This is a genomic window from Streptomyces sp. NPDC016562 (assembly GCF_043076955.1).
Taxonomy (GTDB): Bacteria; Actinomycetota; Actinomycetes; order Streptomycetales; family Streptomycetaceae; genus Streptomyces.
The window spans coordinates 179,704-198,697 of record NZ_JBIBRZ010000001.1 but is presented as its reverse complement, the minus strand read 5'-3'; the positions used below and the strand labels follow the sequence as shown (position 1 = coordinate 198,697).

Genomic DNA, 18,994 nt, shown 5'->3' with positions numbered 1-18,994 from the left:
CCCGGGGGAGATCCCCGGGCCCTTTCGCGTTCCGTCGGCCGCCGCGCGCCGGTCAGCTGTACGTCGTCTCCCGGACGGGGGCTTCGTCGGCCCCGGCCGGCTCCGCCGGGGGCGGGGCGGGGGCTTCGATCCCCCGCATCGAAGCCGCGGCGAGGACGGCCGCCCCGAGCAGCAGCGCCGTGCCGCCCCAGGCCGCGTACTGCATACCGTGGACGAAGGCCTCCCGGGCCGCGGCCAGCACCTGCTCGCCCGCCGCCCCGCCGAGCTGGTGGGCCGTGGCGACGGCCCCGCCCAGGGTCTCCCGTACCGCGGGCTCGGAGTCCGCCAGGTCGCTGCGGTAGACGGCGGTGCTCAGGCTGCCCAGCAGGGCCATGCCGAGGGCCCCGCCGAACTCCTGGCCGGTCTCCAGCAGGGAGGCGGCGGAACCGGCCTTCTCGGCGGGGGCCGAGGCCAGCGCCATGTCGGACACCAGGGACATCACGGTGACGATGCCCGAGGCCAGCACCCCGGCGCCGGTCAGCAGCAGCCACAGCGAGTCCGTCCCGACCAGGCCCACCAGGGCGAACCCGGCGGCGGCGAGGGCGAACCCGCCGGCGATCACGTAGGCCCGGTCCACCCTCTGGGCCAGGGCCGCGCCGAGCGGAGCGGCCGCGCCGATGACGAGCGAGGGGGCGAGGCTCCACAGGGCGGCTTCCAGGGGGCCCATGCCGAGCACCGACTGGAGGTACTGGGTGGTGAAGTAGGCCGAGCCCATCATCGCGAAGGCGGCGATCGTGTTCAGGCCGATGCCCGCACCGAATCCGCGGCCCCGGAACAGCGCCCGGCTCACCATGGCGTCGTCGCGGCCGCGCTGGCGGCGGACGAAGACGTACCCGAAGGCCAGGCCGACGGTGACGCAGACCAGGTAGAGGGGCTCGAAGCCCTCGGCGGCGATCTCCTTCAGGCCGTAGACGACCGGCAGCACGGCGGCCATGGACAGCGGGACGCCCAGCAGGTCGAAGCGGCCCGGGGCCGGGTCCTTGAACTCCGGTACCAGCACGGGGACCAGGACCAGCAGGAGCAGCATCGCGGGCACGTTGATGAGGAAGACGGAGCCCCAGGCGAAGTGGTTCAGCATCACACCGCTCAGGACCGAGCCGAGGGCGATGCCGCCGGTCATGGCCCCGGACCAGAGGGCGATGGCCCGGCCGCGCTGCGCCGCGTCCTGGAAGAGGTTGCGGACGAGGGCGAGCGTGGACGGCATCAGGGTGGCGCCGCCGATGCCGAGCAGCACGCGGGCCGCGATGAGCATCTCGGCGCTGGTGGCACAGCCGGCGCCGATCGAGGCGAGGCCGAAGGCGGTGGCGCCGATCAGCAGCAGCTTGCGGCGGCCGATCCGGTCGCCGAGCGAGCCCATGGTGATCAGCAGGCCGGAGAGGGCGAAGGCGTAACTGTCGAAGATCCAGAGCTGCTGGGTGGCGCTCGGCTGGAGCTCGTCGGTGATGGCCGGGATGGCGAAGTAGAGGACGGAGACGTCCATCGAGACCAGGAGCAGAGGCAGCAGCAGGACGGTGAAGGCGGTCCATTCACGGCGGCCGGCGAGTCGCGCTGGGGCGGCGGGGTTCGTCATGGGAAGGAATGTACAGACGTCTTAAACGTTTGTCTATGACGTCTGTATAAAACGGCCGTCCCAAACGGTTGTCTGGGACGGCTGTCTTGCTAACGTGTCGGTATGGGACATCGTGAAGATCTGCTCGAAGGTGCCAAGAAGTGCCTGGTCGAGAAGGGGTTCGTGCGCACGACCGCGCGCGACATCGTCAGCGCCTCGGGAACCAACCTGGCCTCCATCGGCTACCACTACGGCTCCAAGGACGCCCTGCTCACCCAGGCCTTCATCGGTCTGATCGAGGAATGGGGCGAGGGCTTCCAGTCGGGCCTGGCGGGGGAGGGCGGCTCACTGGAGCGCTTCCGCGCGCTGTGGGAGGGCGTCCTGGCGCAGCACGAGAAGTCGGGGCCGGTCTGGGCGGCCAGCCTGGAGGTGGCGCTGGGCCGCGACCAGCGGCCGGAGCTGCGCAAGTTGCTCGCCGCCTCGCAGGCCGAGGGGCGCCGGGGCCTGATCTCGATGCTGACCGGCACGCCGGAGGATCAGCTCGACGACCGGGACGTGCGCACGCTGGGCTCCTTCTACCAGGCGCTCCTGAACGGCCTGATGATCCAGTGGCTCTTCGATCCGGAGTCGGCCGCCACCGCGGAGGAGTTCACCGAGGGCATGCGCCGGGCCGCCGAGGCGATGACGCGTCCCGCGGAGCGGTAAGCCCGCGGTACGACAAGCGGAGCCGGAAGCGCCGCGCTGGAGTAGCGGCCGGGCGCCTGAACGCCGTTGGTCCGTCGGGTGCATCGGGACGTCCGTGCCCGGATCGCGGCCTCCGGGCGGCGCAGCCGACAGGGGATCAGGCCAGGCGGGCGGCCTTGAGGGCCATGTGGAGCAGGAGTCGGTCCTCGCCCTCGTCCAGATCGAGGCCCGTCAGCTGTTCCACGCGGGCGAGGCGGTAGTAGAGGGTCTGGCGGTGGATGCCCAGGGCCGCCGCCGCGCGGCCCGCCTGGCCTGCGCAGTCCAGGAACACCTCGGCCGTACGTGCGAGTTCGCGGTGAGCCGGCGTCAGGAGGGCGCGGGCGGCCGGGTCGTCGACCGGTTCGGAGGCGAGGGTCGCCAGCAGCCGGTACGGGCCGATCGCCGACCACTGGGCGACCGGGCCGAACCGGGGCTGCGCGACGGCCGCCCGGGCCGCGGCGACGGCCTGCCCCCAGGCGGCGGGCAGCTCCCCGAGGCCCCGTACCGGGTCCCCGACGCCGGCGGTCGTCCGGTGGGCGGCGAGACCGGCCGAACCGGCCGCGCCGGCCGAACCGGTGCTCGCGCCGGCCGCCGCGCCGGACGCGTCCGCCGTGCGCGGGAGCAGCCGGGACACCGCCGCCAGGGCCGGGGCCAGCGCGTCCGTCGAGCGGATCCGCAGCAGCACCGCCAGGTCCCCGTCGCCCCCCGGCAGAGCGCCGCCCGGGTGGGCGCCGCCCCCGGCCCCACGGGGGACCACGCACACGGCCGCCGCTCCGGGGACCGACGCCGGAGCCTCCCCGGGCCACGGCGCCACGCACACGACCGCGTGCGGGCCGTCCGCGCCCGGGCCCAGGGCGACCCGCAGCGCGGCCACCGCCATGTCCCGCTGCCAGCCGCGCCCCGCCGTCAGCACCGCCAGGAACTCCCGCGACAGATCGGCCCCCGCCTTGGCCTCCTCGGCGAGCAGGACCCCGATCCGCTGGGCCACCTCCATGGCCGCGTCCAGCGCCGCCGGTCCGGGGCCGGGCGTGCCGGGCTCCTGGTCGAGGAGCCACACGTAGCCCTGCACGATGCCGCGGTAGCGCACGGGCAGGCAGATCCGGCCCCGGAACACCCCCGCGTCGGGCGCCGCCGGGATCCGGACGGGCCCGGTCGCGCGGGCGATGCCGAAGCCCTCGAACCAGGACCGCACGGCCGCCGTCGACTGGCGGGTCAGGATCGAGCGGGTCCGTACCGGATCCATCGCGAGGTCGTCGTCGCTGTCGTGCGCGCCGAAGGCGATCAGCCGGAAGTCCCGGTTCTCCAGTGTCGCGGGGGCGCCGAGCAGCGCCGAGATCTCGTCCACCAGGTCCTGGTAATCGCCCTTCACCCGGCCATTCTCCCACCCCCGCACCGGCTCTTCAGACAGATGTATGAGATCCGGGACACGGATGCGTGACAGCTGTCGATGGCAGAGGATCAAAGCGATCCTTAGGTTTCACGGTGGTTTTACTTGAGCTTTTCTTCTGCCACCCGCTGGAGGTGCCCCGTGCTGGGTCCCGTGATCCTCGCCGCTTCGCGCAGCGACAAGATGCGCCGTATCGTCTCTGCCGCCCCGGTGACCAAGCCCGTGGTGAACCGATTCATCCCCGGTGAGACGGTGGACCAGGTCATCCCGATCGTGGAGGAGCTGACGCGCAACGGCCTCGAGGTCACCCTCGACGTCGTGGGCGAGGACATCACCGAGGTGGAGCAGTCCCACGCCGCCCGCGACGCCTACCTCCAGCTCATCGAGCGCCTCGCGGAGCTCGGTCTCGGCGAGCGCGCCGAGATGTCGGTGAAGCTGTCGATGTTCGGCCAGGCGCTGGAGGGCGGCCACGAGCTCGCCCTCGCCAATGTCCGCCCGGTCGTCGAGGCCGCCGCGGCCATCGGCACGACCGTGACGCTCGACGCCGAGGACCACACCACCCTCGACTCGATGTTCGCGATCCACGAGGAACTGCGCCGCGACTTCCCGCAGACCGGCTGCGTGATCCAGGCGTACCTCTTCCGCACGGAGGCCGACGCCCGCCGCCTGGCCGCCGCCGGCAGCCGTGTCCGCATCGTGAAGGGCGCCTACAAGGAGCCCGCCGAGGTCGCCTACCAGGACAAGGCCGAGATCGACAAGGCGTACGTCCGGATCATGAAGATCCTGATGGACGGAGAGGGCTACCCGATGATCGGGTCCCACGACCCGCGCCTGATCGCGATCGGCCAGGAGCTCGCCCGCCAGGCCGGGCGCAAACTGGACGAGTACGAGTTCCAGATGCTGTACGGCATCCGCAGCGAGGAGCACCTGCGGCTCGCCGCCGAGGGCCACCGGATGCGCGTCTACACCGCGTACGGGACCGACTGGTACGGCTACTTCATGCGCCGCCTCGCGGAGAAGCCGGCCAACCTCCTCTTCTTCCTCCGCTCGATGATCACCAAGAACTAGCCAAGAACCAGGTCAAGGAGTTACCAGCCCCATGGATGCTGTGACCCAGGTCCCCGCTCCGGTCAACGAGCCGGTCCACTCGTACGCCCCCGGCAGCCCGGAGCGCGCGCGTCTCGAAACGCAGCTCAAGCAGCTGTCCGAGAACCCGATCGACCTTCCGATGACGATCAACGGCGTCAAGCGGATGGGCGGCGGCGAGCGCTTCGACGTGGTCCAGCCGCACGACCACAAGTCCGTGCTCGGCACCTACGCCAACGCCACCGAGGCCGACGCCCAGGAGGCCATCGACGCCGCCCTGGCCGCCGCCCCCGCCTGGCGCTCCATGTCCTTCGACGACCGCGCCGCGATCATCCTGCGCGCCGCCGAGCTGCTGGCCGGCCCGTGGCGCGAGAAGCTCGCCGCCTCCACCATGCTGGGCCAGTCGAAGACCGCGCAGCAGGCCGAGATCGACTGCCCGTGCGAGCTCGTCGACTTCTGGCGCTTCAACGTCCACTTCGCCCGCCAGATCCTGGCCGAGCAGCCGGTCGCGAACTCCGCCGGCGTGTGGAACCGCAGCGACCACCGCCCGCTCGAAGGCTTCGTCTACGCGATCACGCCGTTCAACTTCACGGCCATCGCCGGCAACCTGCCGACCGCCCCCGCCCTCATGGGCAACGTGGTCCTGTGGAAGCCCTCCCCGACGCAGACCCACTCCGCGGTCCTCCTGATGGAGCTCCTGGAGGAGGCCGGTCTGCCGAAGGGCGTCATCAACCTGGTGACCGGCGACGGCATCGCCGTCTCCGAGGTGGCCCTGAACCACCCCGAGCTGGCCGGCATCCACTTCACCGGCTCGACCAAGACCTTCCAGTACCTGTGGAAGACGGTCGGCAACAACATCGAGAAGTACAAGTCCTACCCGCGCCTGGTCGGCGAGACCGGCGGCAAGGACTTCGTCGTCGCGCACCCGTCCGCGGACCGCGCGATCCTGAAGACCGCGCTGACCCGCGGCTCCTTCGAGTTCCAGGGCCAGAAGTGCTCGGCGTCCTCGCGCGCCTACATCCCGGCCTCGATCTGGAACGACGGCTTCAAGGAGGCCTTCGCGGCCGAGGTCGACGGCATCACCATGGGTGACGTCCGCGACCTGGGCAACTTCATCGGCGCCGTCATCGACGAGCGCTCCTTCGCCAAGAACAAGGCCGCCATCGACCGCGCGAAGGCCGACCCGACCTGCGAGATCATCGCGGGCGGCACGTACGACGACTCGGAGGGCTACTTCGTCCGCCCGACCGTCATCGCGTGCACCGACCCGGAGAACGAGGTCTTCACGACCGAGTACTTCGGCCCGATCCTCGCCGTGCACGTCTACGAGGACGCCGACTTCGACGCGATGCTGGAGCAGATGGAGTCCGTCTCGGCGTACGCCCTGACCGGCTCGATCATCGCGGCGGACCGGTACGCGGCCGCGCACGCGATGGAGAAGCTCCGCTTCGCGGCGGGCAACTTCTACATCAACGACAAGTCGACCGGCGCCGTGGTCGGCCAGCAGCCCTTCGGCGGCGGCCGCGCCTCGGGCACGAACGACAAGGCGGGCGCCGCGACCAACCTGCAGCGCTGGACCTCGACCCGCTCCATCAAGGAGACCCTGGTCGCGCCGACCGAGTACGGCTACCCCCACATGGGCTGACCCAGCCCCGCAGAACCCCGCCCCCGTTCCGGTACCCCCAAGCCCGGAGCGGGGGCGGTTTCCATTGCCGCGCCTAGACCTCGACCATGACCTGGTCCAGGGATTTGCGGATCAGGTCGGGGACCTCGCAGTCGGGTGACGGGTAGCCGACCGGGATCACCGCGAAGGCCTTCTCGTTCTCGGGGCGGGCCAGGACCTGGCCGAGGAAGCGCATCGGGCTCGGGGTGTGGATCAGGGCGGCCAGGCCCGACAGGTGCAGGGCGGACAGGAGCATGCCCACCGCGATGCCGACCGACTCGTCGACGTAGTAGTGCTTGTGCTTGGTGCCGTCCGGGCCCAGCCAGTAGCGCTGCTGGAAGACCACGATGAGGGCCGGGGCGTCCGTGAGGTGGGTCTTGACCGCGTCCGTGCCGATGGGGCGCAGGGCGGCGAGCCACTCGTCGCCGAGGCGGCCGTCGTAGGAGATCTGCTCCTCCTGTTCGGCGGCGGCGCGGATCTGTCGCCGGATGGCCGGGTCCTTGACCAGGACGAAGGTCCAGGGCTGCTGGTGGGCGCCGGAGGGGGCGGTCGCGGCGCACGCGATGGCGTCGCGGACCACCTGCTCGGGCACCGGGTCGGGGGAGAAGTGGCGTACGGTCCGCCGCTCGTCCATCCGCGCCCGCAACTCGGCGGCGCGCGCGAGGGATTCGGGCTGCGGCATGCGCTGCGGCCGGTAGGCGGCGGGACGGTAGGGCTGGCCGTGGATCGGGGTCCACTGCGGGGTATCGGTCGACATGGCGCGATTGTGCCGACGCATTGGTCCAGACCGCCAGAGCCCCGTCGGACGATTCCGGCCGGTGGAGGGCGGTTCGGCGTCCGCAATGCGGGCCCGGGGTAGGTTCGGGGCATGAACGAGCGCATCCGCACCGCCCACACCGCGGAGCTGACCGGGCAGGAGCTGCGCGAGATCCGCGGCCTGCTCGACGCCGCCTTCGACGGGGACTTCTCCGAAGAGGACTTCGAGCACGCGCTGGGCGGGATGCACGCCCTGGTCCGGGAGGACGGTGAGCTCGTCGCGCACGGCAGCCTCGTGCAGCGCAGGGTCGTCCACGGGGGCCGGGCCCTGCGCACCGGCTACGTGGAGGCCGTGGCCGTACGGGAGGACCGGCGGCGCCGGGGGCTCGGCGGGCTCGTCATGGCCGGGCTGGAGGCGATCGTCGACCGGGCGTACGTCCTCGGCGCGCTGTCGGCGTCCGAGGACGGGGCCGGGCTGTACCGCGGCCGCGGGTGGCGGGTGTGGGGCGGGCGGATCGGCGCGCTCTCGCCCGCGGGGCCCGTCCCGCTCCCCGAGGAGGAGGGGTCCACCTACGTGTGGGTGCCGCCCGGCGGGATCCGGCTGGACCCGGCCGGGCGGCTCGACTTCGACTGGCGGGACGGGGACGTGCTGTAGGGGTCGCCGGGGCTAGCCGGAGACGCTGGCGGCGCCCGTCTCGATGTGGCCCGTGTAGCGGCGCGACCAGGTGCCGTCGGAGTCGGCCAGGATCGTGAAGTCGTACCAGCCGTTGCTGTAGGCCACGGCGTTGAAGTAGTCCTCGCGCGAGGAGTTCGCCGGGACCGTGTAGGTCCACGGCCCGTCCGTGCGGTAGGCGTTCGAGCGGATCGTGAAGGTGACGGCGGCGGAGGAGGCGTTCGTCAGCTTGAACCAGATCGCCGTCTTGCCGGTGCCGGGCTCCACCGCGAAGCGGGCCGCTACCTCCAGGGACTTGCCGGGCTTCGTCGCGTCGCCGAGGAAGCGCCGCAGGAAGCGGTTCGGGCCGTGCATCGAGATGTCGTACTTGCCGGAGCCGCTGCCGAGGCCGATGTTGAAGTAGTCGGAGGCCGAGGCGCCCGCGTCGACCGTGTACTGCCAGGCCGCCGTGTCCCGGTACTGGTGGGGGTGGATCGAGAAGTGCGCCGCCTGCTTCGCCTGCGCGCCCTGGTTGGTCATCGAGAACCAGGCCAGGATCTTGCCGGCCGCCCCGAACTCGAACCGGTCCAGGTTGCCGTTCACCTGGTAGGGAAGGGCGCGCGCCGGGCGGGTGCCGGGCTCCTGCGCCGGGAGGGCGTTGTCCTGCGGCGCCGGGTTGGGGAGCGGGGCGCAGGTCGCCTGGCCGATCACCTTGGCGGTGGACGGCAGGCCCCCGGGGACCCCGTAGACCGGGTGGGCGAAGTCGAAGACGCCGGTGAGGTCGCCGGTCACCTTGCGGCGCCAGGCGCTGATGTTCGGGCAGGTGGCGGGGGTGCCGAGGGCCGCCGTCCAGGTCTCCATGAAGCGCAGCACCGAGGTGTGGTCGAAGACCTCAGAGCTCACCCAGCCCCCTCGGGTCCACGGGGACAGCACCAGCATCGGCACGCGGAAGCCGAGGCCGATCGGGGTGCCGTCGATGTACTCGCCCGGGGTGCCGGGCGGGGCGACCGGCGGCGGCACGTGGTCGAAGAAGCCGTCGTTCTCGTCGTAGTTGAGGAAGAGGACCGTGGAGTCGAAGACCTCGGGGTCGGCGGCGAGCGCGCGGTAGACCAGGTCCACGAAGTGCGCGCCGTCACCGGGCGGGGCGTAGGGGTGCTCGGAGAAGGCCTCGCTGGCCACGACCCAGGACACCTGGGGGAGGGTGCCGGCGAGGACGTCGGCGCGGATGGCGGCCGCGATGTCGTCGGGGGTGGAGCCGGTGACCTTGGGCACCGAGCCCATGCCCCGGTCCCACAGCGGGTTGCCGGGGGCCGCGTCCGTGAACTTCTTGAAGTAGGCCAGGCCGTTGTCCCCGTAGTTGTCCTGGGCGTTCTGGTAGACCTTCCAGCTCATGCCGGCCCGCTGGAGGGCCTCCGCGTACGTCTCCCAGGTCAGCCCGGACTCGTCGCCGCCGTCCTTGCTGGAGGCGTCGATCTTGCCGCTCCACAGGAAGGTGCGGTTCGGGCCGGTCGCGCTGAGGGTGGAGCAGAAGTAGGCGTCACAGATCGTGTAGTGGTCGGCGAGGCCGTAGTGGAAGGGGATGTCGCCCCGGTCCAGATAGCCGAGCGTGCGGGTGTTGCCGACTCCGGTGACCCAGTTGTCCATCCGGCCCTTGTTCCAGGCCGCGTGCTGCGAGGTCCAGCTGTGCGGGAGGTCGCCGTTGCACTGGGCCAGGGTCTCGCCGTCCACGCCGCCGGCCGGCGGGGTGGCGCTGAGCTTCCACGGGTACTGGCGGCCGCCCCAGTTGGGCTGGTTGAACATGCCCCAGCCGCCCGGGAGGTTGCCGGCGGCGCGGTCGCCGAACCCGCGGACGCCCTTCAGCCTGCCGAAGTAGTGGTCGAAGCTGCGGTTCTCCTGCATCAGGATCACCACGTGCCTGACGTCGGTGATGGTGCCGGTCGCGGCGGCCGCGGCCGCCGTCGCCGGCTGGGCCGCGGGCAGGGCCGCCCCCGCCACCAGCCCGGCCCCGATTCCCACGAAACCTCTGCGGCTGATCGGCTTCACTGGCCCCTCACCTCCAACTCACGTGCCCCGCTGGCACATTGACGGCAAGAGTGACGGGGTCCGGCTCAAAGGTCTACATCCGTGCGGTAAGAGTTCGGTGAACTTCCGGCGGGCCGGCGTCAGCCGTCGATCCGCACGAGCATCTTGCCGAGGTTCTCTCCTCGGAACAGGCCGAGGAAGGCGTCCACCGTGCGGTCGAACCCCTGCACAACGGTGGTGTCGGTACCGATCCGGCCGCTGCGCAGATGAGGGACGAGGAAGTCCTCCAGCTCGTCCTGCAGATTGGTGTGATGGCGAACCAATACCCCTTCCAGGCGCAGCGACTTGTGGACGACCTCGAAGAGGTTGCGGGGCGCCGCGGGGGAGCGGTCGCCGTTGTAGGTGGAGACGGCGCCGACCCAGGCGATCCGCCCGTACTCGCGCAGCACGTCGATGGCGCCCTCCAGGTGGTCGCCGCCGACGTTGTCCACGTAGACGTCGATGCCCCCGGGCGCGGCCTTCGCGAGCTGCTCGCCGACCGGCCCGTCGTGGTAGTCGAAGGCCGCGTCGAAGCCGAGCACCTCGGTGAGGTGGCGGACCTTGGCCGCCGAGCCCGCGCTGCCGATGATCCGGCGGGCGCCGAGCAGCCGGGCGATGTGCCCGGTGGCCGTGCCGACCCCGCCCGCGGCGGCGGAGACGTAGAGGTCCTCGCCCGGCCGCAGCCCCGCCGTCCGGGTCAGGGCCGCGTACGCGGTCAGGCCGGTGCCGCCGAGGACGGAGAGGTAGGCCTCCAGCGGGACGCCCTCGTGGCCCCGCAGCTTGCGGGTGCCGCCCACGCCGAGGGTGACGAGCGCGTGCGTGCGCCAGCCCTCGCGGTGGAAGACCAGGTCGCCCTCGGCCAGGCCCGGGTCGCGGGAGGCGATGACGCGGCCCACCGAGCGGCCCTCCAGCGGGGCGTTCAGCTCGAAGCCGCCCTCGCCGCCGTCCATCAACCCCCGGTGGTAGGGGTCCACGGAGAGCAGCAGGTTCGCCACGAGGGCGGTGCCCGGCGCCGGTTCGGGGACCGGGTGGGTGACGTAGGTGAAGTCGGTGGGGGAGGGCAGGCCGGTGGGGCGGGCGCTCTGGTGGACGGCGTATGCGGTGTTCCGGTTCATGGCTCCGACGCTAGGAAGGAATCCCGGGGCCGGGCAGGGGGTTGGGTTCATGGAAGCCGCCGTGGCATGAGCGGCGCTCATGGAACGAGGTGGGGGCCCCGTGTCCGATCTTCTCCCCCAGGAACTGCGCATCCTGGTCGCCGTCGCCGACAGCGGCGGCTTCTCCGCCGCGGCCGCCGGGCTCGGCCTCACCCAGTCGGCCGTCTCGCACTCGGTGCGCGGCAGCGAGGCCAAGCTCGGCGCGGTGCTCTTCGAGCGCGGCAGGACCGGGGCCCGCCCCACCCGGGCGGGGGAGCGGGCGGTCGGCCACGCCCGCCGGATCCTGCGCCTGTACGAGGTCATGGGCGCGGAGGTGCGGGGCGCGGCCCGGACGCAGGGCGGGGACCTGGGCGGGGACGCGGTGGAGGGCGTGCTGCGGATCGCCGCCTTCCGCAGCGCGGCCCTGCACCTGCTCCCGCCCGCCCTGGAGCGGCTCACCGCCCGGCACCCCGGCGTCCGCCCCGAGGTCCGGGTGGTGCGCGAGATCGGCGCCGGGGCGGCCGGGGAGGTGGCCGCGGGCCGGGCCGATCTGGGCATCGCCACGCTGGGCGCGGCCGAGGGGGCGCTGCCCGGCCTGCTGAGCGGGGTGCTCACCGAGGAGGCGTACCGCCTGGTGCACCCCGCCGGGCATCCGGACCCGAGGGCGCTGCCCCTGATGGACTGGGACGAGAACTGCGGCTCCTACACCCGCTCCTGGTGGCGGGCCCAGGACTGGATCCCGCGGGCGACCGTGAAGGCGGAGGACGACGCGATGGTGCTGACCATGGTCGGCCGCGGACTCGGCATGGCGATCATGCCCGAGCTGTCCCTGCGGGAGGCGACCGAGGCGGTCGACATCACCGATCTGGGCCCCCGGGGGCCGGTGAGACAGGTGGGATACGTCACCACGCCGGAGTTGGCCCGAGGTCTCGCCGTCAGGGCCCTGATCAGGGAACTCCGCTCGCAGAAGGGCTGAAACGGAGCCCCTCGGCGAGCCTCGTCGAGGGGGTGCGCGTCTCAGATAGTAGGAAGTCCGAGTAATTGCCGAGACATACAGCGGGACCTGCCCTAGCTTTGTAGGAGCCGAACGTCTCGCCGATCCGGCGAATGGCGGTCGAGAGCGCGCGCCCCTGGCAGGCAACCCCTGCGGCGCACTGCTCCCCGCCTCTTCCGGCGCCTTGAAGGAACCCCTCATCCGTGGCCCCGCCACGCCGTGATCTCAAGGAGTCGATCACCATGAACGCAGTCACCTCCCCCCGCCGCGTCCGTCACACCTCCGCCTCGGCCGCCGACCGCAAGAACGCCGCCGCAGCCCTCCAGCGGGCCCTGGACCGCCGTGACAACGGCGGGGCGACCGGCCACTGACCAGCGCCGCGACAGCACAGCGACCAGCGCCGGCCCGGCATTCTGCGTCCAGATGGTGGACGCAGAATGTCTGAGGGCTGGGACACGGAGTACGGTTCCGCCATGTCGACCAGCATCAATCTCGCAGTGATCCCCGGTGATGGCATCGGCCAGGAAGTCGTGGCTCAGGGACTCAAGGTCCTTACCGCGGTCCTGCCCCAGGATGTGAAGCTGGAGACCAAGCCCTACGATCTCGGCGCCCAGCGCTGGCACCGCACCGGTGAGACCCTCCCGGACGCGGAGCTCGAAGCCCTCAAGCACCACGACGCGATCCTGCTGGGCGCCATCGGCGATCCCTCGGTCCCGTCCGGCGTGCTGGAGCGCGGCCTGCTGCTGAAACTCCGCTTCGCCTTCGACCACTTCATCAACCTGCGCCCGTCGAAGCTGTTCCCGAACACGGCCACCCCGCTGGCCGGCCGTCCGGAGATCGACTTCGTCGTGGTCCGCGAGGGCACCGAGGGCCCGTACACGGGCAACGGCGGCAGCCTGCGCACCGGCACCCCCGCCGAGGTGGCCACCGAGGTCAGCGTCAACACCGCGTACGGCGTGGAGCGCGTGGTCCGCGACGCGTACGAGCGGGCCAACGCCCGCCCCCGCAAGAAGCTGACCCTGGTCCACAAGAACAACGTCCTCGTGTACGCGGGCCACCTGTGGAAGAACATCTTCGACAAGGTCGGCCAGGAGTACCCCGAGGTCACCACCGACTACCTGCACGTCGACGCCGCGACGATCTTCTTCGTCACGCAGCCCGAGCGCTTCGACGTCATCGTGACGGACAACCTCTTCGGTGACATCCTCACCGACCTGGCCGCCGCCGTGACCGGCGGAATCGGCCTGGCCGCCTCCGGGAACATCAACCCGACCGGCGCCTTCCCGTCCATGTTCGAGCCCGTCCACGGCTCGGCCCCGGACATCGCCGGCACCGGCAAGGCCGACCCGACGGCGACGATCCTCTCCGTCGCCCTCCTGCTGCGCCACCTGGGCTACGAGGCCCAGGCCGTCCGCATCGAGGACGCGGTCAGCGCCGACCTGGCCGAGCGCGACGGCACCTTCCGCTCCACCGACGAGATCGGTGACGCGCTCGCCGCTCGCGTAGCCGGCTGACCCGGCAGCTCCACCCTCAGGAAGCCGCCGGGTCACAATGGGACCCGGCGGCTTCTCCTGTGCGGCCCCCGGGTGCCACCATCTCCCTGGGCCGCTCTCCCCGCTTCTCCGAAGCCTGCCCGCGGGCGATAATCGAACGCGAGGCCGCGGAATGCGGGGAAGCTCGGACGTCCTAGTACGCCGTGAGCGCGGTCCGCCATACACAACCGGTGAAGGACAAGCACTCATGACGACGCCCACGATCGAGCTCAAGCCCTCCTCGAACCCGCTGTCCGATGCGGAGCGCGAGGCGATCCTGGCCAGCCCCGGCTTCGGCCGCCACTTCACCGACCACATGGTGACGATCAAGTGGACGGAGGGCCGCGGCTGGCACGACGCCGAGCTGGTCCCGTACGCGCCGCTGTCGATGGACCCCGCGAACATGACGCTGCACTACGCGCAGACGATCTTCGAGGGACTCAAGGCGTACCGCCAGCCCGACGGCACCGTGGCCACCTTCCGCCCGCAGGCCAACGCCGAGCGCTTCCAGACCTCCGCGCGCCGCATGGCGATGCCGGAGCTGCCGACCGAGCTGTTCATCGAGGCCTGCGACGCGCTCATCAAGCAGGACCGCGCCTGGGTGCCGGACTCCGGCGAGGCCTCCCTGTACCTGCGGCCGTTCATGTTCGCCTCCGAGGTCGGCCTCGGCGTCCGTCCCGCCAACGAGTTCCTCTTCATCGTGATCGCCTCGCCCGCGGGCGCGTACTTCCCCGGCGGCGTCAAGCCCGTCTCCGTCTGGCTCTCCGAGGAGTACGTGCGCGCCGTCAAGGGCGGCACCGGTGCGGCCAAGACCGGCGGCAACTACGCGGCCTCGCTCGTCGCCCAGGCCCAGGCCGCCTCGCACGGCTGCGACCAGGTGGTCTGGCTCGACGCCGTCGAGCACCGCTGGATCGAGGAGATGGGCGGCATGAACCTGTACTTCGTGTACGGCGACCGCATCGTCACCCCGGAGCTCACCGGCTCGCTGCTGCCCGGCATCACCCGTGACTCCCTCCTCACCATCGCCCGCGACCTCGGCTACACCGCCGAGGAGGGCCGGATCACCACCGAGGACTGGGAGCGGGACAACGCGAACGGCACCCTCACCGAGGTCTTCGCCTGTGGCACCGCCGCCGTGATCACCCCGGTCGGCTCGGTCAAGTCCGAGCGCGCCAACTGGACCCAGGGCGACGGCACGCCCGGCCAGGTGACCATGCGGCTGCGCAAGGCGCTCCTGGAGCTCCAGACCGGCCACTCCGCCGACCACCACGGCTGGATGCACCAGCTCGGCTGAGCTCAGGCCGGCTGGCGCAAGCGGACATCGAGAAGGGCCCGCCTCCCCATCGGGAGGCGGGCCCTTCTCGCGTACGGGCCGGTCAGGCGGACGCGGCCGAGGGCTGCGGGTCCTGCGCGGCGACCGGGACGGCGGCCGGGGCGGTACGGGCCGTGAGGGCCAGGTAGACCAGCCCGCCCGCCAGGCCGGACAGGACGAAGGAACAGTCAACGCCGCCGGTGAGGGCGAGCAGCGGTCCCTCGTAGAACGGGGTGGTCACGGCGAGCAGGCCGATGCCGGCGCCGATCGCCCAGGAGGCGGTGGCGGCGAGGTTCCAGCCGCCGCGGTACCAGTAGACCCCGCCCACCGAGCGGCGGTTGAAGACCTGGAGGGCGTCGGCGTCGTACTGCCCGCGGCAGCGCACGTAGCCGATGAGGGTGATCACGGCCCACGGGGTGCCGATGGCGGTCAGCAGCAGCACGAACGAGGTCATCGCGGACTGCACGTCCCACTCGAAGGAGCCGATGAAGACGAAGGCGGTGGCGACGGCGGCGGCGACCAGGGTGGCCGTGGTGCGGGTGGCCCGGGGCACGATCGCGTCCAGGTCCAGGCCCATGGAGTAGAGCATCAGCCCGGCGTTGCCCACCGAGCCGGCCGCGGCGGCGGCGAGCAGCGGAACCAGGTACCAGAAGGGCGCGGCCTCGACGAGCGGCCCGGCGTAGTCGGCGCCGGCCTTCGCCGCGAGCGCGGTGTACGTGCCGAAGAGCTGCGGGATCAGCAGGCCGATGAGCAGGCCGAAACCGGTGGCCCAGAGCACCTTGCGGGAGCCGTGCCTGCGGGGGGAGATGTAGCGCGTGTAGTCGCCGAGCAGGGTGATGAAGGCGACGGGGCCGCTCAGGCCCGCGGCGACGGCCGCGAGCAGCCAGGTCGGCCAGAAGGAGCCGAGCAAGTACGCGGTGTCCGGCGGGGCGGCGGTGGTGAAGTCGCCGGAGTAGGCGAAGAGGCCGACGGCGAGCAGGGCCACCATGCCGACGGAGAGCACCTTGCTCATGCGCAGCAGCAGCCGGTAGCCGAAGACGGCCCCGACGACGGTGCACGCGGCGAGTACGCCGTACATCACGGCCCGCGAGACGCCGGTGTCCGGCAGCCCGGTGAGGCGCGACAGGACGCCGACCATGACGTCGCCGCCGATCCACAGGGTCAGGGCCGTGTAGCCCAGCGAGAGCAGCAGGCCGACCACCGAGCCGACGAGGCGGCCGCGGACGCCGAACTGGGCGCCGCTGGAGGTGGACAGGTTGGTGGCGGTCCGCAGCGACACCAGCGCCAGCGGCGCGGTGAAGGCGATCCCGACGAGGGTGCCGGTGACGATGGCGGTGACGGAGGGCCACAGGCCCAGCCCGAAGGACGGGGGCAGCCAGCCGAAGACGATCACGCCGAGGCAGAGGTTGGAGCCGAGGAGGATCGAGATCAGGTCACGGGGACCGCTCGTCCGCTCCTCTTCGGGGATGGTGTCGACTCCGCGCTGTTCGATGGGCATGGGGGGACTCCCTTGGGCAGGGCGGGGGGTGGTTGCACAAGTGTTTGAGCGACACTCAATGTGACCCAAGCCCTGGTCCCAGGTCAATGATTCCTTGCGAGGAAATGAAGAGTTAGAGTGATGCTCTAACCCATCGAGGCAAAAGGTGGTGGATCGCCGTGCGGCTGACCCCTACGGAGCGCGACCGGCTGCTGCTGCGCAGTGCGGCAGAACTGGCCAGGGCCCGCCGGGCCCGGGGCCTGAGGCTCAACGTCCCCGAGGCCACCGCGCTGATCGCGGACACCGTCTGCGAGGCCGCACGCGACGGCAAGCGGCTGGCCGAGGCGATCGAGGAGGCCCGCAGCGTGCTGGGCCCCGACGACGTACTGCCCGGCGTGGCGGACGTGGTCGCCGAGGTGCACGTGGAGGCCGTCTTCGACGACGGTTCCCGCCTCGCGGTCGTCTCCTCCCCGATCCGGGGAGCCGCGAGCCTCGGCGAGGACGCCCCCGGCGCGGTCCTGCCCGGCCCCGGAGCGCCCCAGCCGGAGCCACAGCTGCGCCTGCGCGTGCGCAACACGGCCCCCGTGCCGGTGAGCGTCACCTCCCACTTCCACTTCTTCGAGGCGAACCCCCGCCTCGACTTCGACCGCGCCGCCGCCTACGGCATGAGGCTGTGCGTTCCGGCGGGCTCGTCCGTCCGGTTCGACCCGCACGGCGAGGGCGAGGTCGGCCTCGTCCCCATCGGCGGCGACCGGATCGCCATCGGTTTCGCGGGCCTGGTCGACGGACCCCTCGACGCCCCCGGGGCCAAGGACGAGGCCCTGCGCCGCGCGGCGGCCTGCGGCTACCTCGGCGTGGGCGACACCGGCAGCGAAGGAGCACAGGCGTGAGCCGCCAGACCCCCCACCACGACCACAGCGCGCACTGCGCCCCCGGCAGCCGGCACATCGACCCGCACGAGTACGCCTCCGTCTTCGGCCCCCGCGCCGGGGACCGGGTGCGGCTCGGCGACAGCGGGCTCACCGTCCGGGTGGAGCACGACGCCCAGAAACCCGGCGACGAGTTTCTCGCCGGCTTCGGCAAGACCGCCCGCGACGGCCTGCACCTGAAGGCCGCCGCCGTCCGCGAGACCTGTGACGTCGTCATCAGCAACGTGCTGGTCATCGACGCCGTCCTCGGCATCCGCAAGGTCTCGATCGGCATCCGCGGGGGCCGGATCCACGCGATCGGCCGGGCCGGCAACCCCGACACCCTCGACGGGGTCGACGTCGTCGTCGGAACCGGCACCTCCATCGTCTCCGGCGAAGGCCTGATCGCCACCGCCGGCGCCGTCGACACCCACGTCCACCTGCTCTCGCCGCGCATCATGGAGGCCTCGCTCGCCGCGGGCGTCACCACGGTCATCGGCCAGGAGTTCGGCCCGGTCTGGGGCGTCGGCGTGAACTCCCCGTGGGCGCTGAAGCACGCCTTCAACGCCTTCGACGCCTGGCCCGTCAACATCGGCTTCCTCGCGCGCGGCTCGTCCTCGGACGCCGCGCCCCTCGTCGAGGCCCTGGCCGAGGGCGGTGCCTCCGGCTTCAAGGTCCACGAGGACATGGGCGCGCACACCCGCGCCCTGGACACCGCCCTGCGCGTGGCCGAGGAGCACGACGTACAGGTCGCCCTGCACAGCGACGGCCTGAACGAGTGCCTCTCCGTCGAGGACACCCTGCGCGTCCTGGACGGCCGCACCATCCACGCCTTCCACATCGAGGGCTGCGGCGGCGGGCACGTGCCCAACGTGCTCAAGATGGCGGGCGTGCCGAACGTCATCGGCTCCTCCACCAACCCCACCCTGCCCTTCGGCCGGGACGCCGTCGCCGAGCACTACGGCATGATCGTCTCCGTCCACGACCTCAAGCCGGACCTTCCCGGCGACGCCGCCATGGCCCGCGACCGGATCCGCGCCGGCACCATGGGCGCCGAGGACGTGCTGCACGACCTGGGCGCGATCGGCATCACCTCCTCCGACGCCCAGGGCATGGGCCGCGCGGGCGAGACCATCCGGCGCACCTTCGCCATGGCCGCCAAGATGAAGGGCGAGCTGGGCCCGCTGGCCGGCGACGGCGAGGGCGACGACAACGCCCGCGTCCTGCGCTACATGGCCAAGTTGACCATCAACCCGGCCATCGCCCACGGCCTGGCGCACGAGATCGGCTCCATCGAGGTCGGCAAGCTCGCCGACATCGTGCTGTGGCGCCCGCAGTTCTTCGGCGCCAAGCCGCAGCTGGTCCTCAAGTCCGGCTTCCCGGCGTACGGGGTTACCGGCGACCCCAACGCGGCCACCGACACCTGCGAACCCCTGGTGCTCGGCCCGCAGTTCGGCTCGTACGGGGCCACCGCCGCCGACATCTCCGTCGCCTTCGTCTCGGCCGCCGCGGCGGCCCTCGGCAGCGATGAGATGCCCACCCGCAGGCGGCGCGTCGCCGTCCGCGGCACCCGCGGGATCGGCCCCCGGGACCTGCTCCTGAACTCCCGGGTGGGCGCGGTCGATGTGGACGCGCGCAGCGGACTCGTCTCCCTCGACGGGGAACCGCTGCGCTCCGAAGCCGCCGATGCGGTGTCCCTGAACCGCCTGTACTTCCTGTAGG

At 72.0% G+C, this 18,994-nt stretch carries 16 protein-coding genes; 10 read left to right on the top strand and 6 right to left on the bottom strand.

Annotated features, from left to right (window positions below; translation table 11 throughout):
- Nucleotides 1–52: 52 nt before the first annotated feature.
- On the bottom strand, nt 53–1,609 hold the full coding sequence (locus ACF059_RS00910) for an MFS transporter (RefSeq protein WP_392049761.1): 1,557 nt from the start codon (nt 1,607–1,609) through the stop codon (nt 53–55).
- Nucleotides 1,610–1,711: 102 nt separating this feature from the next.
- Between ACF059_RS00910 and ACF059_RS00905 the strand changes: the two genes are divergently transcribed.
- Entirely contained in the window at nt 1,712–2,293 is a 582-nt protein-coding gene (locus ACF059_RS00905; protein WP_392049758.1) for a TetR/AcrR family transcriptional regulator, read from the top strand.
- A 136-nt stretch (nt 2,294–2,429) separates the two neighbouring features.
- On the opposite strand, the gene ACF059_RS00900 is transcribed toward ACF059_RS00905, so the two are convergent.
- Nucleotides 2,430–3,680 (bottom strand): PucR family transcriptional regulator, encoded by a 1,251-nt coding sequence (locus tag ACF059_RS00900; RefSeq protein ID WP_392049755.1) that lies wholly within the window; start codon nt 3,678–3,680, stop codon nt 2,430–2,432.
- Nucleotides 3,681–3,839: 159 nt separating this feature from the next.
- Between ACF059_RS00900 and ACF059_RS00895 the strand changes: the two genes are divergently transcribed.
- Nucleotides 3,840–4,766, top strand: a complete 927-nt coding sequence (locus ACF059_RS00895) for a proline dehydrogenase family protein (RefSeq protein WP_361944978.1) — start codon at nt 3,840–3,842, stop codon at nt 4,764–4,766.
- Nucleotides 4,767–4,797: 31 nt separating this feature from the next.
- Nucleotides 4,798–6,429: an L-glutamate gamma-semialdehyde dehydrogenase gene (gene pruA / locus ACF059_RS00890; protein WP_392049752.1), complete on the top strand. Its 1,632-nt coding sequence runs from the start codon at nt 4,798–4,800 to the stop codon at nt 6,427–6,429.
- A 73-nt stretch (nt 6,430–6,502) separates the two neighbouring features.
- Here pruA and ACF059_RS00885 read toward each other — a convergent pair whose 3' ends face one another.
- Complete coding sequence (locus ACF059_RS00885) at nt 6,503–7,204, bottom strand: nitroreductase family protein (RefSeq protein WP_392049749.1); 702 nt, start codon at nt 7,202–7,204, stop codon at nt 6,503–6,505.
- A gap of 111 nt (nt 7,205–7,315) precedes the next feature.
- Between ACF059_RS00885 and ACF059_RS00880 the strand changes: the two genes are divergently transcribed.
- Nucleotides 7,316–7,858: a GNAT family N-acetyltransferase gene (locus ACF059_RS00880; RefSeq protein WP_392049746.1), complete on the top strand. Its 543-nt coding sequence runs from the start codon at nt 7,316–7,318 to the stop codon at nt 7,856–7,858.
- A 12-nt stretch (nt 7,859–7,870) separates the two neighbouring features.
- On the opposite strand, the gene ACF059_RS00875 is transcribed toward ACF059_RS00880, so the two are convergent.
- Together ACF059_RS00875 and ACF059_RS00870 are read right to left on the bottom strand one after the other, a co-directional pair.
- Nucleotides 7,871–9,898, bottom strand: coding sequence for a phosphocholine-specific phospholipase C (locus tag ACF059_RS00875; RefSeq protein ID WP_392049743.1), 2,028 nt, complete (start codon nt 9,896–9,898; stop codon nt 7,871–7,873).
- Between the two features lie 119 nt (nt 9,899–10,017).
- Nucleotides 10,018–11,031 (bottom strand): NADP-dependent oxidoreductase, encoded by a 1,014-nt coding sequence (locus ACF059_RS00870; RefSeq protein ID WP_392049740.1) that lies wholly within the window; start codon nt 11,029–11,031, stop codon nt 10,018–10,020.
- Nucleotides 11,032–11,131: 100 nt separating this feature from the next.
- Here ACF059_RS00870 and ACF059_RS00865 point away from each other — a divergent pair, with 100 nt between their 5' ends.
- The 4 genes from ACF059_RS00865 to ACF059_RS00850 all read left to right on the top strand — a co-directional run bounded on the left by ACF059_RS00865 (nt 11,132) and on the right by ACF059_RS00850 (nt 14,869).
- Complete coding sequence (locus ACF059_RS00865; RefSeq protein WP_392049737.1) at nt 11,132–12,025, top strand: LysR family transcriptional regulator; 894 nt, start codon at nt 11,132–11,134, stop codon at nt 12,023–12,025.
- Nucleotides 12,026–12,285: 260 nt separating this feature from the next.
- Nucleotides 12,286–12,414 (top strand): hypothetical protein, encoded by a 129-nt coding sequence (locus tag ACF059_RS00860; protein WP_361952512.1) that lies wholly within the window; start codon nt 12,286–12,288, stop codon nt 12,412–12,414.
- A 102-nt stretch (nt 12,415–12,516) separates the two neighbouring features.
- Nucleotides 12,517–13,557, top strand: coding sequence for a 3-isopropylmalate dehydrogenase (locus ACF059_RS00855; RefSeq protein WP_361952515.1), 1,041 nt, complete (start codon nt 12,517–12,519; stop codon nt 13,555–13,557).
- 226 nt (nt 13,558–13,783) lie between these two features.
- On the top strand, nt 13,784–14,869 hold the full coding sequence (locus ACF059_RS00850; protein WP_392049734.1) for a branched-chain amino acid aminotransferase: 1,086 nt from the start codon (nt 13,784–13,786) through the stop codon (nt 14,867–14,869).
- Between the two features lie 82 nt (nt 14,870–14,951).
- Here ACF059_RS00850 and ACF059_RS00845 read toward each other — a convergent pair whose 3' ends face one another.
- Nucleotides 14,952–16,385, bottom strand: coding sequence for a cytosine permease (locus tag ACF059_RS00845; protein WP_392049731.1), 1,434 nt, complete (start codon nt 16,383–16,385; stop codon nt 14,952–14,954).
- A gap of 158 nt (nt 16,386–16,543) precedes the next feature.
- Between ACF059_RS00845 and ureA the strand changes: the two genes are divergently transcribed.
- Both ureA and ACF059_RS00835 read left to right on the top strand, forming a co-directional pair.
- Nucleotides 16,544–17,254 carry an urease subunit gamma gene (gene ureA / locus ACF059_RS00840; RefSeq protein WP_392049728.1) on the top strand — a complete coding sequence of 237 codons (711 nt, stop codon included), beginning with the start codon at nt 16,544–16,546 and terminating at the stop codon, nt 17,252–17,254.
- Nucleotides 17,251–18,993, top strand: a complete 1,743-nt coding sequence (locus ACF059_RS00835; RefSeq protein ID WP_392049725.1) for an urease subunit alpha — start codon at nt 17,251–17,253, stop codon at nt 18,991–18,993. The genes ureA and ACF059_RS00835 overlap by 4 nt, the downstream gene beginning before the upstream one ends.
- Nucleotide 18,994: the final 1 nt, after the last annotated feature.

Bases quoted from the DNA above. Each gene is read 5' to 3' on its own strand.
- ACF059_RS00905 (WP_392049758.1), top strand. From the start codon at position 1,712: ATGGGACATCGTGAAGATCTGCTCGAAGGTGCCAAGAAGTGCCTGGTC.
- pruA (WP_392049752.1), top strand. From the start codon at position 4,798: ATGGATGCTGTGACCCAGGTCCCCGCTCCGGTCAACGAGCCGGTCCAC.
- ACF059_RS00910 (WP_392049761.1), bottom strand. From the start codon at position 1,609: ATGACGAACCCCGCCGCCCCAGCGCGACTCGCCGGCCGCCGTGAATGG.
- ACF059_RS00880 (WP_392049746.1), top strand. From the start codon at position 7,316: ATGAACGAGCGCATCCGCACCGCCCACACCGCGGAGCTGACCGGGCAG.
- ACF059_RS00855 (WP_361952515.1), top strand. From the start codon at position 12,517: ATGTCGACCAGCATCAATCTCGCAGTGATCCCCGGTGATGGCATCGGC.
- ACF059_RS00870 (WP_392049740.1), bottom strand. From the start codon at position 11,031: ATGAACCGGAACACCGCATACGCCGTCCACCAGAGCGCCCGCCCCACC.
- ACF059_RS00850 (WP_392049734.1), top strand. From the start codon at position 13,784: ATGACGACGCCCACGATCGAGCTCAAGCCCTCCTCGAACCCGCTGTCC.
- ACF059_RS00885 (WP_392049749.1), bottom strand. From the start codon at position 7,204: ATGTCGACCGATACCCCGCAGTGGACCCCGATCCACGGCCAGCCCTAC.
- ACF059_RS00860 (WP_361952512.1), top strand. From the start codon at position 12,286: ATGAACGCAGTCACCTCCCCCCGCCGCGTCCGTCACACCTCCGCCTCG.
- ACF059_RS00845 (WP_392049731.1), bottom strand. From the start codon at position 16,385: ATGCCCATCGAACAGCGCGGAGTCGACACCATCCCCGAAGAGGAGCGG.